Origin of the sequence: Knoellia aerolata DSM 18566 (assembly GCF_000768695.1) — a bacterium.
GTDB lineage: Bacteria > Actinomycetota > Actinomycetes > Actinomycetales > Dermatophilaceae > Knoellia > Knoellia aerolata.
In genome coordinates this window covers 41,668-56,931 of record NZ_AVPL01000021.1, presented here as the reverse complement: position 1 = coordinate 56,931, position 15,264 = coordinate 41,668, and the positions used below count along the sequence as shown (strand labels likewise).

Below are 15,264 nucleotides of genomic sequence, written 5' to 3'. Positions count from 1 at the left end.
GGTGCGGGCGCCCGGCGCCCTCGACCGGCTCCGGGACCGCCTCCACGACCACGACCGGGCACGCGCGGCCGCGGAGGCCGTGCTCTCCGACGGCGCAGTCCGTGACGCACTCTCCGGCCCCGGGCCCGACCTGGAGGCCCTCGCCGCCTCGGCGCAGCAGGCCCGAGGCGCCCTGCTCGTCGCCCAGTCCGCGCAGACCGAGGCCACCGGTGCCCGCACGGCGTTCCAGTCCGTGCGCAACAGCCTCGTCGCCGCCCTCGATGCCTCCGGCCCGGCCCTCGAGCGGCACCACCGCGTCAAGGAGCTGGCCGACACCTTCGCCGGGGGCGGGCTCAACAACACCCTGCGCATGCGGCTCACCTCCTACGTCCTCGCCGCTCGCCTCGAGAAGGTCGCCCAGCTCGCCAACGAGCGGCTGCGGATCATGGGTGACGGCCGCTACCGGCTCGAGCACTCCGACCGCCTCGCCGCGCGGGGAGCCCGCAGCGGCCTGGGCCTGCGGGTGCTCGACCAGTGGACCGGCGTCAGCCGCGAGACGTCCACCCTGTCCGGGGGTGAGGCGTTCATGGCCTCGCTCGCCCTGGCGCTCGGGCTCGCGGACGCTGTCCGCGACGAGTCCGGCGGGTTCGATCTCGCCACCCTCTTCGTCGACGAGGGCTTCGGCACGCTCGACGACGAGAGCCTCGAGCAGGTCATCTCCGTCCTCGACTCCCTGCGTGAGGGCGGTCGGGCGGTCGGCGTCGTGTCCCACGTCGCCGAGCTCCGCAGCCGCATCACCAGCCAGCTCTCCGTGCGCAAGACCGCCAGCGGCAGCACGGTCGCCGTCTCGACACCGGGAGCCGAGAGCGCCGCGTGACCATCCGGTCACGCGGCGCCCGGGAGCGACAGGGGGTCGTGAGGGTCAGTCCTCGAACGCCTCGGGCGGGGGGCAGGAGCAGACGAGGTGGCGGTCGCCGTAGGCGCCGTCGATGCGGCGGACCGGCGGCCAGTACTTCGCGAGCGGGTCGACCCCCGGCGGGTAGGCCGCGTCCTGACGGCTGTACTCGACGTCCCAGTCCCCGGCCAGCGACTGCGCGGTGTGCGGGGCGCCACGCAGGACACTGGTGGCAGCGTTGCCGGACGCACCCACGGCGTCGATCTCCGCGCGGATCGCGATCATCGCGTCGCAGAAGCGGTCCAGCTCGACCTTGTCCTCGCTCTCGGTCGGCTCCACCATGAGGGTGCCGGCGACGGGGAAGGACATGGTCGGGGCGTGGAAGCCGTAGTCGACGAGCCGCTTGGCGATGTCGTCGACGCTGACGCCCGTCTCCTTCGTGAGCGGTCGGACGTCGAGGATGCACTCGTGGGCGACGAGCCCTCCCTCGCCGGAGTAGAGGACCGGGTAGTGGTCGCGCAGGCGGGTCGCGACGTAGTTCGCGTTGAGCACCGCGACCTCGGTCGCGCGGCGCAGGCCCGACGCGCCCATGAGCCGCACGTAGGCCCAGGAGATCGGCAGGATCCCCGCCGACCCGTAGGGCGCCGCGGACACCGGGCCCACGCCCGTCTGCGGGCCGGCCTCGGCGTCGAGCGGGTGGTTGGGCAGGAACGGTGCGAGGTGCTCGCGGCACGCGACCGGCCCGACCCCGGGACCGCCGCCACCGTGCGGGATGCAGAACGTCTTGTGGAGGTTGAGGTGCGAGACGTCGGCACCGAACCGCCCGGGCTGGGCGAGGCCGACGAGGGCGTTGAGGTTGGCGCCGTCGACGTACACCTGGCCGCCCGCGTCGTGGACCATGGCGCAGAGGTCGGTGATCGTGTCCTCGAACACCCCGTGCGTCGACGGGTAGGTCACCATGATCGCGGCGAGCTGGTCGCGGTGCTGCTCGACCTTGGCCTTGAGGTCGTCCATGTCGACGTTGCCGGTGATCTCCGCGGTCTTGACGACGACGACCTTCATGCCGGCCATGACCGCGCTCGCCGCGTTGGTGCCGTGGGCACTGGCGGGGATGAGGCAGACCGTGCGCTCCACGTCCCCCTGCGACCGGTGGTACCCCGCGATGGCGAGCAGCCCGGAGAGCTCGCCCTGGGACCCGGCGTTCGGCTGCAGCGAGACGGCGTCGTAGCCGGTGATGTCGCACAGCCACTGCGACAGCTCGTCGATGAGGTGGCGGATGCCCTCGGTCTGGTCCAGGGGCGCGAACGGGTGGAGGTTCGCGAACTCGGGCCAGGTGATCGCGAGCATCTCGGTCGTCGCGTTGAGCTTCATCGTGCAGGAACCCAGCGGGATCATGCCGCGGTCGAGGGCGAAGTCGCGGTCGGAGAGGCGGCGCAGGTAGCGCAGCATCGCCGTCTCGCTGTGGTGGCTCGTGAAGACCGGGTGGGTGAGGTAGTCCGAGGTGCGCAGCAGGGCTCCGTCCCACTCGGGCTCCTCGATGGTGACCCGGCCCGGCTCGGACACCCCGAACGCCCGGCAGACCTTGGCCAGGTCGTCGTGGTCGGTGGTCTCGTCGAGCGAGAGCAGGACGGTGTCGCCGTCGTGCCGCCAGAGGTTCGCGCCCTCGGCCAGCGCCGCCGCGACGACCTCGTCGGCGCGGCCCGGCACGCTCACCGAGAGCGTGTCGAAACCGGGCTCCGAGTCGACGTCGACGCCGCCCTCGCGCAGGGCGCCGGCCAGGGTCGTCGCGTGCGCGTGGATGCGCAGCGCGATCGCGCGCAGGCCACGCGGGCCGTGGTAGACGGCATACATGCTCGCCATGACGGCGAGGAGGACCTGCGCCGTGCAGATGTTGGACGTCGCCTTCTCCCGGCGGATGTGCTGCTCGCGGGTCTGCAGCGCGAGGCGGTAGGCCGGTGCGCCGGTGACGTCGACCGACACGCCGACGAGTCGCCCCGGCAGCGTGCGCTCGAGCCCGGACCGGACCGACATGTAGCCGGCGTGCGGTCCGCCGAAGGCCATCGGGACCCCGAAGCGCTGGGTGGTGCCCACCGCGATGTCGGCGCCCCACTCCCCGGGCGCCGTGGCCAGCGTGAGGGCCATGAGGTCCGCCGCGGCCGTGACGAGCGCCCCGGCCCCGTGCGCCGCCTCGGCGAGGGCCCGGTGGTCGCGCAGCCGCCCGTGGAGGTCCGGGTACTGGACGAGGACGCCGAACACGTCGCGCCCGCCGGCCGCCTCGGTGAGGGCCTCGCCGGTCGTCACGCCGGTGAGGTCCGCGACGACGACCTCGATCCCGAGCGGCACCGCCCGGGTGCGCATCACGGCCAGCGTCTGCGGGAAGACCGCCTCGTCGACGACGAGCACGGCGTCCTTGGCCGCCTTGCTCGAGCGCCGCATGAGGGTCATCGCCTCGGCTGCGGCCGTCGCCTCGTCGAGGAGGGAGGCGCCCGCGGTGCTCAGCCCGGTGAGGTCCGAGACGACCGTCTGGAAGTTGAGCAGCGCCTCGAGGCGGCCCTGCGAGATCTCCGGCTGGTACGGCGTGTACGCGGTGTACCAGGCCGGGTTCTCGAGGACGTTGCGCTGGATCACCGCGGGGGTGAGGGTGCCGTAGTAGCCCAGCCCGATCATCGAGGTGAGCACGCGGTTGCGTGCGGCGAGGCCGCGCAGCTCCTCGACGACGGCCGACTCGGAGTCGGCGGGCACGATGCCCATCGCGTCGGTGGCCCGGATCGCGTCCGGGACGGCGACGGCGGTGAGGTCGTCCAGGCTCGAGCGTCCGATGACGGCGAGCATCTGCGCGACCTGGGCATCGTCCGGGCCGATGTGGCGCTCGGCGAACGCAGGCAGCGTGGTCGGGTTCGGCATGGTGTCAGTCATGAGGTGAGGCTCCTGGCGCACGGGCGGGCACGGGCCTCCCCATCTGTCGCGGCCTGGGCCGTCTCAGAGGTGCCTGATCCGTGCGGTCCTTTGCGCCTGAGAGGTTCCGGGGAGTTTGCCCCTTCGGCGCCCCGGCTCCGCTGGCGGACCGAGGACTCTCCCGCACGGTGTTGGCGGCAGGCTCAGGGTAACAAACGGCGCGCACCCCCGACGGGGATGCGCGCCCGAGGGTCGCGAGGGGGTCGTGTGCGGCGGTCAGGCCAGCCGGGCGGCCCGGCGGGCGCTGAGCTCGTCGTCCGGGTGGGCGGCCGGGGTCTCGTCGGCGAGCCGTTCGCTCGGGAGGTGCGACAGGTCGCCCTCGACCTCGCGCCACACCTTGCCGACGGCGATCCCGAAGACGCCCTGCCCGCCCTGGAGCAGGTCGATGACCTCCTCGTCGGAGGTGCACTCGTAGACCGAGGCGCCGTCGCTCATGAGGGTGATCTGGGCGAGGTCGTCGACCCCGCGGTCACGCAGCACCTGCACGGCGCCGCGGATCTGCTGGAGCGAGACCCCGGTGTCGAGGAGGCGCTTGACGATCTTGAGGGCGAGGACGTCGCGGAAGCCGTAGAGACGCTGGGACCCGGAGCCGGCCGCGCCACGCACCGACGGTTCGACGAGCGAGGTGCGGGCCCAGTAGTCGAGCTGGCGGTAGGTGATCCCGGCCGCCTTGCACGCGGTCGGGCCGCGGAAGCCCATCTCCTCGTCGAGCTCGGGGAGGTCGTCGGTGAAGAGCAGGCCCTGCGCCCCGATGGGCAACCGACCCTGGGGGTACTCGTCGATGGCGTTCACGCCAGCCTCCTGCTGCACCTCGGTGCGCTGTAACTACACGGACGTCGTTCTCTTGGGGGTGACGCTAGGGGGCACCGGACCCGGGGTCAACTACCACTGGACCCTGACCTCACGCGTGTCGTGCGCCCCATGCGTAACACTCACCCTCAACTGGAGGGTTGGTCCCCGGTGTCGAAGTCGTCCGCGGACACGTGGTCGAGGAACTCCTTGAACTTCTCCACCTCGTCGTCCTCCTGCTCCCCGGCCATGGCGACGCCGGCCTCGTCGAGCAGCTCCTCGGTGGTGACGATCTCGACGCCCACCCGCAGCGCGAGGGCGATGGCGTCGGACGAGCGCGAGTCGATGCTCTGCCCTCCCCCGTCCGCTCCCCCGTCGATGTCGAGGACCGCGTGGAAGACCCCGTCGGTGAGGGCGGTGATGCGCACCCGGTCGAGGCTGTGGCCGAGCTCGTCGAGGACGTTCTTGAGCAGGTCGTGCGTCAGCGGTCGCGGCGGCACCACCCCCTGCTGGGCGTAGGCGATCGCGGCGGCCTCGGCGGCCCCCACCCAGATCGGCAGGTAGCGGGTCCCGTCCCGTTCGCGGAGCAGGACGATGGGCTGGTTGGTCGGCATCTCGACCCGAACCCCGAGAACGTCCAGTGGCTTCACGCTCTCACCGTACGTCGTCAGGGACGGGCCAGACCACCCTTGACCAGCGCGGCGTGCAGCTGGAGGCAGAGCCGGGCGACCTCGGCCTGTTCCTGGGCCCGACCACCCGGTCGCCGCGTGCTCATCGCCTGCTCGACGAGGCCCACCTCGCGGTCCGCCGCCGTGCGGAACGGACGCAGGTGGCGCGCCTCGATCCCGTAGGCCGAGAGACCGGCCGCAGCGTGCGCCGCCTGGAGGTCGGTGCCGGAGTAGTGGCCCTCGCCGTCCGGCCGGAGCAGGCCGAAGCCCTCGAGCGAGGTGAGGAGGTCGGCGTGCAGTCCGGTGGCGGTGGCCAGCTCGGCGCGGGTGAGCCGGACGTCGCGCCCGTGCTCGAGCGAGGACGCGTCGGGGACGTCGGGGTCGTGCTGCGGCTCAGGGGGTCGCGGGCGGGCGTCGTCCTCGGGTGCGGCCTCGAGACCGCGGTCGAGCGCGTCGAGGGACTCACGGATGACCTTGAGCGGCCAGAAGCGGTCGCGCTGGGCCCGCAGGACGTACTGGAGCCGGGCGACGTCGGCGCCGGTGTAGGTGCGGTAGCCCGACGGGGTGCGCTGCGGCTCGACGAGGCCCTCACCCTCGAGGAAGCGGATCTTGGAGATGCTGACCTCGGGAAACTCCTCGCGCAGTGCGGCGAGGACCTTCCCGATCGTCAGCGGCCGCTCAGGCCTGCTTGGCGGCATAGAAGACGAGGCGGTACTTGCCGATCTGCACCTCGTCGCCGGTCTGCAGGACCGACTCGTCGATCCGCTCCCGGTTGACGTAGGTGCCGTTGAGGGAGCCGACGTCCTTGACGACGAACCGGCCCTCCGTGCGCTCGAACGTCGCGTGCTTGCGCGACACCGTCACGTCGTCGAGGAAGATGTCGCTCTCGGGGTGGCGCCCCGAGGTGACCTCGTCGTCGTCGAGCAGGAAGCGTGCCCCGGTGTTGGGTCCGCGCAGGACGACGAGCAGGGCGGTGCCGGGGCGGAGCGCCTCGACGGTGGCCTGGTCGGCGCGCGTGAGGACGTGCTCGCTCTCGTGGACGATGTCGGAGCGTTCGAGCCCGCCCACCGCAGGGATGTGCATCGTCGTCGACGACTCCGGCTCGCGGTCCGGGATCTCACGACTTCGGTCACTCATCAGTGCGGCTCCTTGTCTGCAACGCGTCGTGCTGGACCACTCACCCTAGATGACCGGTCGAGGGATGAACAGGCGCCCACCTGTGAAGGGACGGGGAATCAGCCGAGCTGCTGCTGGTAGCCCTCGACGTCGAGCAACCCGTCGACGGCGGCGGCGTCGCTCGGACGCAGCTCGTACATCCAGCCCTCGCCGTAGGGGTCGGAGTTGACGAGCTCCGGTGAGGCGTCGAGCGCCTCGTTGACCGCGGTGACCTCACCGGCCAGGGGCGCGTAGAGGTCGCTCACGGACTTGGTCGACTCGACCTCGCCGCACGCGTCGCCCACCGCGACCGTGTCGCCGACCCCGGGAAGGCTGACGTAGACGACGTCCCCGAGGGAGTCCTGGGCGAACGAGGTGATCCCGATGCGGACGGCGCCGTCCTCGACCGAGCGCACCCACTCGTGCTCGGCGGTGTAGCGCAGGTCGCTCGGGTACTCGAGGTCGCTCATCGTTGGGCTCCTTCTGGTCCGGGTGAGGACGTGGGTCAGGACGTGGTGGAACTGGGTACGGGTCGAGCGTACTGAGGCTCGGAAACGGACCGCAACGCGGACACCGTCACCTCGTCCTTGGTCTCGACGCCGGCCTCCCCGCCGACGCTGCGGACGGAGTTGGTCACCCCGCCGGGGATCTCCATCGCCGACGCGAGCGTGGAGCCGTCGCCGATGGCCGTGACGACGTAGGGGGCGGAGACCTCCGTGCCCGAGATGGAGATGCCGCCCTCGCCGTCGGTGAAGAAGGTGCTGGCGACGACCCGGATGCTGTTGATCTCGATCGCCTCGGCACCGGCGTCACGCAGCTCCTGGAGGGTGTCGAGCAGGAGCGGCGCGGTCACGCGGTTCTCGGGGTCGCGGATGGTGAGGACGATGCCCGGGCCCTTGGCCGGCGCGGTACCGGCGAGGATGGCCAGGGAGTCGAGCCGCTGCTGAGCGGCCTCGCGCGCCTCGGTGAGGCTCGTCGTGTCGCTCTGGAGCCGGTCGCGGGAGAGGCGCAGGGCCTGGATCTCCTCGGCGAGCCGGTTGCCGTCCTGGTCGACGGTGTCGAGGATGCGGATGAGCTCGTCCTCGCGCAGGTCCTCCAGCCCCTCGATGGAGGTCTGGTGGACCTGGGCCGCGATGGCGAACCCGAGCCCGAGCGCGAGCAGCGTCGCCAGGACCGTCCCCTTGGTGGGGCGCGGCTTGCCGGCGCGTCGCAGCCGTCGCCACGAGCGCTGCGAGTCGTGGCCCTGGGTGCTCATGTCGCCCGGGCTCACGCGTTGAAGAGGTGGCGCCGGATGGACGCGACGTTGGAGAAGATCCGGACCCCCAGGACGACGACGACGCCCGTCGAGAGCTGGCTGCCCACACCCAGCTGGTCGCCGAGGTAGACGATGAAGCCCGCGACGACGACGTTGGACAGGAACGAGATGACGAACACCTTGTCGTTGAAGATGCCGTCGAGGACCGCCCGGACGGCACCGAAGACGGCGTCGAGCGCCGCGATGACCGCGATGGGAAGGTAGGGCTGGAGCCAGAGCGGGACCTCGGGCTGGAGCAGGACGCCGACGACGATGCCGACGACGAGGCCCAGGGCGGGGATCACGACGGGTCTCCTTCGGACGATGGCGCCGGGCTCGGCGTACCTGACGGGTCGAGCGTAACCGCGGGCACCGCGGCCCGGGTCCGCAGCGTGGCCGATGCCGGGATCGTGACCTGCTTGCGCACCGCCGTCTCCGCCCGGATCCCGAAGGAGCTCTTGAGCGTCGAGAGGTAGGTGCCGCCGTTGCCGTCCGCGAACGTGGCGGGGAGCCGTCCCGGGTTGCCGATGGCCGTGAGCACGTAGGGGCGCTTGAGCGGACGGTAGTCGACGAGGATCGCCTCGCCGGCGAAGCGGATCGAGGCCGTCGTGGTCAGCCGCTGCCCGTTGATGGAGACCGCCTCCGCGCCGGCCTCCCAGAGGCTGTTGGTGAGGATCTGCAGGTCGCGGGCGATGACCTTGCCGTCGGTGCTGTCGGTGTCCGCGCGCGGGTCGGGCGCGGAGGCCTCGTCACCGGCCGTCGGCGCGTCGTCGACGGTGACGACGAACGCGGGGCCGCGGACCGGCACCGCGCCGGCGACGAGGGAGAGCCGCTCGACGTCGGCCGCGAGCGACTCGCTGACGTCGCGCAGGGTCTCGGCGTCGAGGGTGGAGATCTCCGAGCGCAGCGCACCCGCCTCGGCGGCCCTGGTGTCGACGGTCTCCTGATGCTGCTCGATGCGCTCGATAAGGCTGGACTTGGTGCGCTGCTTCGTCGTCTCGCCCCCCCGCAGCTGGACGGCGGCGATGCCGACGAGCACCCCGACGAGCACCACGAAGAGCACGAGCCGGGGCGAGGCCAGACTCGTCGCACGGGGAAGCCCGGCCCGCTCTCGACGCTCCGCGGCGGCGGCGTACCCCGGGTCGAGGGGACGCTCGATCATCGACGTGAGGAGCGTCATGGACGCGTCCGGTCGGCGCGGCGGCACGGTGACCTGCGGACTCACGGGGCCCCCCGCTGGGCGAGCAGCCGGCGCAGCTGGACGGCATACAGGATCCCTGCGACCCAGTACAGGACGGTCCCCCACCACGCGAAGCCCCACCCGACCGGCCGCATGACCGTCGCCAGCGCACCGTCACCGTCGGCCATGAGCAGGGCCGGGAACGCGTACAGGAGGTTGAAGGTCGCGGCCTTGCCGATGAAGTGCACCGGTAGTCCGGTCCACCCGTGCCGCTGGGCGACGAGGACGACGACCCCCATGAACGCCTCACGGGCGAAGAGCACGACGACGAGCCACCACGGGATGATGTCGCGCCACGCGAGGCCGACGAGGGTCGTGACGATGTAGAGGCGGTCGGCGAGCGGGTCGAGGAGCTGGCCGACCCGGGAGACGAGGCCGTAGTGGCGGGCGATCTTGCCGTCGAGGTAGTCGGTGATCCCCGACGCCACGAGGATGACCAGCGCGATCGCGTCGTGCTGGGTCGCGATCGCCCAGATGAACGCCGGGACACCCAGCAGGCGCAACGTGGACAACGCGTTGGGCAGCGTGAGAACGCGGTCGACGGGGGCGCTGTCGGTCCCCCGGACGCTCTCACCGGCAGTCATGGGTGCAGCCTATTCGCTCGCGCGCCACGGCCTGCCACGGCTGTCCCGGGGCCGTGTCTACAGTCGGTCCATGACCACCCCGATCCTTTCCGGCGACGCCGACGGCTGGCGTGCGCGCCGCACCGGCGTCAAGTGGCGGCAGTACGCCGACGACGTCCTGCCGCTCTGGGTCGCCGAGATGGACGCGGAGCCGTGCCCGCCCGTCGTCGAGGCGGTGACGGCGGCCCTGGTGCGGGGTGACACGGGCTACCCGCTCGGGCACGAGCTCGTCGAGGCCGGCGCCGCGTATGCCGCCGACACCTGGGGGTGGACCCTCGACACCTCGCGCACGTCACCGGTCGCGGACGTCATGACCGGCGTGAGCGAGGTCATCCGGCGCGTCACCGACCCGGGCGGGCCCGTCGTCGTCTCGGCGCCGGTCTACAACGCGTTCTTCGGCTTCGTCGCCATGACCGGTCGCCGCGTCGTGGACGCGCCGCTGGACGCGTCGGGACGGCTCGACCCCACGGCCCTCGACACGGCATTCGGTGAGGCGGCCACGCGGGGTGAGCGGACGGCATACCTGCTGTGCAACCCCCAGAACCCCACCGGAGCCGTGCACACCGCCGACGAGCTGGCCCGGCTCGCCGCGCTCGCGGACCACCACGGCGTCGTCGTCATCGCCGACGAGATCCACGCCTCGATCGTGCACGACGGGGTGTTCACGCCCTACCTCACCGTGCCCGGCGGGGAGCGTGGGGTCAGCCTGGTGTCGGCGACGAAGGCGTGGAACCTCGCCGGACTCCGGGCGGCCCTCGCGGTGGTCGGCTCCGACGCGCCCCCCGACGTGGCGTTCCACGAGGTCCACTCGCACGGCGCCAGCCACCTCGGTCAGATCGCGGCCGTCGCCGCGTGGACCGAGGGGCGGCCGTGGCTGGACCAGGTGAACCGCGAGCTGGCGGCGAACCGCGACCTGCTGGGTCGCCTTCTCGCGCAGCGGCTCCCGCAGGTCGGGTATGCCGCACCGGCCGCGACCTACCTTGCCTGGCTCGACTGCCGGGCCCTCGGGCTGGGTGACGACCCGGCCGCGGCGTTCCGGGAACGGGGCCGGGTGGCACTCTCGTCCGGACCCGGTTTCGGCGACTCCGGGCGCGGCCACGTGCGGCTCAACCTCGCGACGTCGCCCGCAATCGTCACCGAAGCCGTCGAGCGCATGGCAGGGTCGCTCGCGTGAACCCCGACGTGACCCGCTGGCTGCTCACCGCGAGCGAGCGCGACAACCCCGACACCCGGCTCGACGACGCCCACCCCGGCGAGGAGGCATGGTCGACCGGCAACCTCGTGCGGCCGCTCGTCGACGGCGCGACCTACTTCGCCGAGCTCCACGAGGTGCTCGAGGCGACGACCGAGGGCGACCTCGTGATGTTCGCCGGGTGGCGGATCGACGGCGACCAGCAGCTCACGGACGACCCGTCGAGCTCCCTGCTCGCCGTCCTCGACCGCGCCGAGAACCGCAACGTGCACGTGCGCGTCCTCGTCTGGCGCTCGCACACCGAGCAGCTCGACTTCTCCGCCGAGGAGAACCGCGAGGTCGCCGAGGACCTCGCCGATGAGGACGACGAGCACGCCGAGGTCGTGCTCGACATGCGGGTCCGTCGCGGCGGCTCCCACCACCAGAAGTTCGTCGTCGTCAGGCACCGCGACGACCCCTCGCGCGACATCGCCTTCGTCGGCGGGATCGACGTCGCCCACTCGCGTCGCGACGACTCCGACCACCACGGCGACCCACAGCAGCAGGGGCTCGCCCCGGAGTACGGGCCACGCCCCGGCTGGCACGACGTCCACTGCGCCATCACCGGCCCCGCGGTCGGTGACGTCGAGACGGTCTTCCGCGAACGCTGGGAGGACCCCTCCCCGCTCACCCCGGCCTGGCACTCGAGGCTGCGCGACCGGATCGGTCGCGTCAAGGACGAGCCGACGCCGTTGCCGCCGACCCGGCCCGCGCCGGATCCGGTCGAGGGGGGCACCCACGTCGTCCAGCTGCTGCGCACGTACCCGCACCGCCACCTCGGTCGGGCCTACCCGTTCGCGCCCCGGGGCGAGCGCTCCATCGCGCGCGCGCACCTCAACGCGATCTCCCGGGCACGCGACCTCATCTACATCGAGGAGCAGTACCTCTGGTCGTCCTCGGTGACGTCCGCCCTCGCCGACGCCCTGCGGTCGAACCCCGACCTGCACCTCCTCACCGTCCTCCCCCACCGTCCGGACCTCAGCGGCACGGCCGAGCTGCTGCAGCTCGAGGGCAGGTTCGAGGCCATCGCCCAGCTGTCGGAGGCGGCACCGGACCGCTTCGCGGCATACGGCATCGAGAACCACACGGGCTGGCCCGTCTACGTGCACGCCAAGGTCTTCGTCATCGACGACTGGTACGCGACGATCGGGTCCGACAACGTCAACCGCCGGTCGTGGACGCACGACTCCGAGCTGGCGGCCCTCGTCATCGACGAGTCCGGGGTCGACCACTCGCCGTTCGCCCGCTCGCTGCGCCTGCGGCTGGCGGCCGAGCACCTCGACCGTCCCCTGTCCGGTCCCGAGCACGAGGCGGCGATGGCCGACTGCGTGTCGGCGCCCGCGATGTTCGCCGCGTACGCCGCGTCCGCCACGGCACTGCAGGCGTGGCACGACGGCGGGATGCTCGGCGCGCGTCCGGCCGGGCGGCTGCGCCGGGTCCGCGAACCCGACATCGGCCCGGTCCTCCGGCGGGTGCTCGAGGTGCCCCAGCGGCTCGTCGGGGACCCGGACGGGCGGCCCTCGTCGCTGCGTCGGCGCCGGTCCTACTGACCCCGCGCAACCGATTCGGTCGGGGCGCGCGCCATGGGATAAGGTTCGATCGCTCTCACGGTGACGTGGGAGCAAGCCACGGGCTGTGGCGCAGCTTGGTAGCGCACTTGACTGGGGGTCAAGGGGTCGCAGGTTCAAATCCTGTCAGCCCGACCACGTGATGTCCCCGGACATCGGCCCGGGACCCCGGACCCTCACAGGTCCGGGGTTTCGTGATCTCCGGACAGTCGAGGCGCCCGGCTTTTACAGTGGTCGCACCCGACGACCCCGGGAGCGCCGTGTACGTCTCGTTCCGCAACCTGCCGGTCGACCGGCGGGCCGGCTCGCGGTCACGGCGTGCTGCGGTCCCCCGGACGGTCGTCCTCCTCGGCCTCACCAGCCTCTTCACCGACATCTCGTCGGAGATGCTCACCGCGGTCCTGCCGGTCTTCCTCGTCCTGCAGCTGGGCCTCAGCCCGGCGCAGTTCGGCCTCGTCGACGGGCTGTACCGCGGGGTCGCGGGTGTCTCCACGATGGCCGCGGGCGTCCTGTCCGACTGGCTGCGCCGCCCCAAGCTGGTCGCGTCGGTGGGGTACGGGCTGTCCGCGGTCACCCGTCCGATGCTCCTCCTGGCGTCCACCGCCGTCGGGGTGGCCGGGCTCATCTCCGTGGACCGGGTCGGGAAGGGCATCCGCACGGCACCACGCGACGCCATGATCGCCACCGCCTCCCACCCGTCGGACCTCGGCTACAACTTCGGCGTCCACCGGGCCCTCGACACGATCGGCGCGATGTTGGGCCCGCTCGTGGCGTTCGGGGTCCTCATGCTGGTCCCCGGGCAGTTCGACGCCGTCTTCGTCGTCAGTGCGGCCTTCGGGTTCGTCGGGCTCGCCGTCCTCGTCCTCCTCGTGCCCGGGCATCCGCCGTCGGCAGCGCCGCGGGCAGCGCCGACGGCGGCGACCGCCGCAGCCCCGAGCCGACCACGGCTCACCCGTACCGACCTGACGGCGCTGCTGCACTCGCGCGCGTTCGTCCGCAGGGTGGGGCTCGCGGGACTGCTCACCGTGTTCACGGTGAGTGACGCCTTCGTCTTCCTCGCACTGCTCGACCGGGACGAGAACCTCGCCCGGGTGTTCCCGCTCCTCGCCGTCGGCCTCGCCCTCGCGTACACGGTGTTCGCCGTCCCCGTCGGGCGCGTTGCGGACCGGTGGGGTCGGATGCGCGTCTACCTCGCCGGCCACGTCGCCCTCCTGGGCGTGTATGCCGTGGTCGTCGGCTCGCTGGGGACCGTCGCGACGGCGGTCGTCGCGCTCCTGCTCATGGGTCTGTACTACGCCGCGACCGACGGGGTGCTCGCCGCTGCCGTCTCGGCGACCCTTCCCGAGGTGTCGCGGGCCTCCGGCCTGTCGCTGGCCCGCACCGTCGTGGCCGTGGCCGCGTTCGTCTCGTCCGTGGGCTTCGGGCTCCTGTCGGGTCGCTGGGGTGCAGACCTGGCGTACCTGCTCATGGGCCTCGGGTTGGCCGTCGCCGTCGGTGCAGCGGTGACGCTGGTGCGCCGGTCCACCCCACCGGCGGTGCTCCCGTGAGCTCGGCCCGAGCGCGGCTCGTCACCTTCGCGGTGGTGGTGGTCATGGCGATGGGCGGGGCCGTCGGCTACGTGCTCATGGCCGCCAGGGGCGAGTCGACCGCAGCGCTCGCACCGTCGCCGGGGACGTCCGCCTCCCCCGGTTTCCCACCCCCGGGGGACTTCATCGCCTTCCGGCGCACCGCGGTCGACGCCGGGTACGGCACCGTCGGCACGGTGCCCGTCGCGGACCCCGCCGCCGCGCCCGCGGGATCCGACCTCTCGTGCGAGCGGCTGCACCTGAGCCGCACCGGCGGGGTCTGCCTGCAGGTCGACCGGGCTGCCGTGACGACGGCGCGCGTGCTGCTGCTGCGTGGCGACCTGTCGGTGCGGCACAGCCTGTCGACACCGGGCATCCCCAGCCGGGCCAGGGTCTCGCCCGACGGCCGGTGGGCCGCGACCACCACCTTCGTCGTCGGTCACTCGTACGCCCAGGGCGGCTTCTCGACGCAGACCGAGATCTACGACATGGAGTCCGGTGACTCGCTGGGCAACGTGGAGACGTTCGCCGTGAGCCGCCGGGGACGCCCCTACTCCGCCCCGGACGTCAACGTCTGGGGAGTGACCTTCGCCGGTGACGGCACGTCGTTCTACGCCACCGTCATGACGGGCGGCACGAAGTACCTCGCCAGGGGTGACATCGGCACCAGGTCGCTCGTCATGCTCGACGTGCCGGCCGAGTGTCCCTCCCTGTCGCCCGACGGACGGCTGCTCGCGTACAAGAGTGCCACCGGGCCCACCACGTGGGAGGTGCGGGTGCGGGCGCTGGCCGACGGGAGCGAGGCGGTCGTCGACGCCCCCCGCAGCGTGGACGACCAGATCGAGTGGCTGGACGACGACCACGTCGTGTTCGGCCTCGCGCCACCAGGTGGCGGGGCCAGAGCCGACGTGTGGGTGGCCCCCGCGGACGGCTCGGCGCCCGCCGAGGTCCTCATCCCGGCGGCCTGGTCGCCTGCCGTGGTGCGCGCAGGTTGAGCAGTGCGGCCCGACGGCCCGACGATGCCCGACCCGCCCGGCCCCTACAGGCAGCTGTGGGGCGCCCGCTCCTTCGGTACAAGCGTCGGCTCCCTCACCAGCGCCGCCCAACGGCACCGCCGCCCCCACCTCCGCGGCCCGAGTTCTCTCAGCCGGGGCGGACCCGGCGTCAGCCCGACTTATTGCGCATTCCGGTCAGACCGCGGAAGCCGCAGCGGTGCTCGGTGCCACCGGAATGCGCAATAAGTCGGGCTCCTGGGACCGGAATGCGCAATCAGTGGTGGGGGCAGTCGCGAGACCGCTCGGG

General features: G+C 72.5%; 15 protein-coding genes, 1 tRNA gene and 1 riboswitch. Of the genes, 6 read left to right on the top strand and 10 right to left on the bottom strand.

Annotation, left to right across the window (positions count from 1 at the left end; translation table 11 throughout):
* Positions 1–856 (top strand): SbcC/MukB-like Walker B domain-containing protein (locus N801_RS09735; protein ID WP_281175684.1); only part of this gene is annotated, 856 nt, incomplete at its 5' end.
* Between the two features lie 45 nt (positions 857–901).
* On the opposite strand, the gene gcvP is transcribed toward N801_RS09735, so the two are convergent.
* The 10 genes from gcvP to clsA form a co-directional block, all read right to left on the bottom strand.
* Complete coding sequence (gene gcvP, locus N801_RS09730; RefSeq protein WP_035936941.1) at positions 902–3,790, bottom strand: aminomethyl-transferring glycine dehydrogenase; 2,889 nt, start codon at positions 3,788–3,790, stop codon at positions 902–904.
* 73 nt (positions 3,791–3,863) lie between these two features.
* Positions 3,864–3,963, bottom strand: a riboswitch (glycine riboswitch).
* Between the two features lie 82 nt (positions 3,964–4,045).
* Positions 4,046–4,621, bottom strand: a complete 576-nt coding sequence (locus N801_RS09725; RefSeq protein ID WP_035936939.1) for a MerR family transcriptional regulator — start codon at positions 4,619–4,621, stop codon at positions 4,046–4,048.
* A 146-nt stretch (positions 4,622–4,767) separates the two neighbouring features.
* A complete protein-coding gene (locus tag N801_RS09720) occupies positions 4,768–5,268 on the bottom strand; it encodes a bifunctional nuclease family protein (protein WP_035936937.1) in 501 nt (166 codons plus the stop codon).
* A gap of 17 nt (positions 5,269–5,285) precedes the next feature.
* Positions 5,286–5,984: a transcriptional regulator FtsR gene (gene ftsR, locus N801_RS09715; RefSeq protein WP_035936932.1), complete on the bottom strand. Its 699-nt coding sequence runs from the start codon at positions 5,982–5,984 to the stop codon at positions 5,286–5,288.
* Entirely contained in the window at positions 5,965–6,423 is a 459-nt protein-coding gene (locus N801_RS09710) for an FHA domain-containing protein (protein ID WP_035936928.1), read from the bottom strand. Before N801_RS09710 ends, ftsR begins: the two co-directional genes overlap by 20 nt.
* A gap of 98 nt (positions 6,424–6,521) precedes the next feature.
* A complete protein-coding gene (gene gcvH, locus N801_RS09705; RefSeq protein ID WP_035936926.1) occupies positions 6,522–6,911 on the bottom strand; it encodes a glycine cleavage system protein GcvH in 390 nt (129 codons plus the stop codon).
* Positions 6,912–6,946: 35 nt separating this feature from the next.
* Positions 6,947–7,696, bottom strand: a complete 750-nt coding sequence (locus N801_RS09700; protein ID WP_035936983.1) for a DUF881 domain-containing protein — start codon at positions 7,694–7,696, stop codon at positions 6,947–6,949.
* 11 nt (positions 7,697–7,707) lie between these two features.
* The gene (locus N801_RS09695; protein WP_035936923.1) at positions 7,708–8,040 is read right to left on the bottom strand and encodes a small basic family protein; all 333 of its coding nucleotides are present in this window, start codon (positions 8,038–8,040) and stop codon (positions 7,708–7,710) included.
* Positions 8,037–8,915 (bottom strand): DUF881 domain-containing protein, encoded by an 879-nt coding sequence (locus tag N801_RS09690; protein WP_035936919.1) that lies wholly within the window; start codon positions 8,913–8,915, stop codon positions 8,037–8,039. Before N801_RS09690 ends, N801_RS09695 begins: the two co-directional genes overlap by 4 nt.
* 41 nt (positions 8,916–8,956) lie before the next feature.
* Positions 8,957–9,559, bottom strand: a complete 603-nt coding sequence (gene clsA / locus N801_RS09685; protein ID WP_035936915.1) for a cardiolipin synthase ClsA — start codon at positions 9,557–9,559, stop codon at positions 8,957–8,959.
* 70 nt (positions 9,560–9,629) lie between these two features.
* Here clsA and N801_RS09680 point away from each other — a divergent pair, with 70 nt between their 5' ends.
* From N801_RS09680 to N801_RS09660, 5 genes are all read left to right on the top strand, one after another.
* Positions 9,630–10,772, top strand: a complete 1,143-nt coding sequence (locus N801_RS09680; RefSeq protein WP_035936913.1) for a MalY/PatB family protein — start codon at positions 9,630–9,632, stop codon at positions 10,770–10,772.
* Positions 10,769–12,379 carry a phospholipase D family protein gene (locus tag N801_RS09675; RefSeq protein ID WP_245618342.1) on the top strand — a complete coding sequence of 537 codons (1,611 nt, stop codon included), beginning with the start codon at positions 10,769–10,771 and terminating at the stop codon, positions 12,377–12,379. Before N801_RS09680 ends, N801_RS09675 begins: the two co-directional genes overlap by 4 nt.
* A 79-nt stretch (positions 12,380–12,458) precedes the next feature.
* A tRNA-Pro gene (locus tag N801_RS09670) sits at positions 12,459–12,535 on the top strand.
* A 92-nt stretch (positions 12,536–12,627) separates the two neighbouring features.
* Positions 12,628–13,944, top strand: a complete 1,317-nt coding sequence (locus tag N801_RS09665) for an MFS transporter (protein WP_211254702.1) — start codon at positions 12,628–12,630, stop codon at positions 13,942–13,944.
* Positions 13,941–14,957 (top strand): TolB-like translocation protein, encoded by a 1,017-nt coding sequence (locus N801_RS09660; RefSeq protein ID WP_035936911.1) that lies wholly within the window; start codon positions 13,941–13,943, stop codon positions 14,955–14,957. Before N801_RS09665 ends, N801_RS09660 begins: the two co-directional genes overlap by 4 nt.
* Positions 14,958–15,264 lie beyond the last annotated feature (307 nt).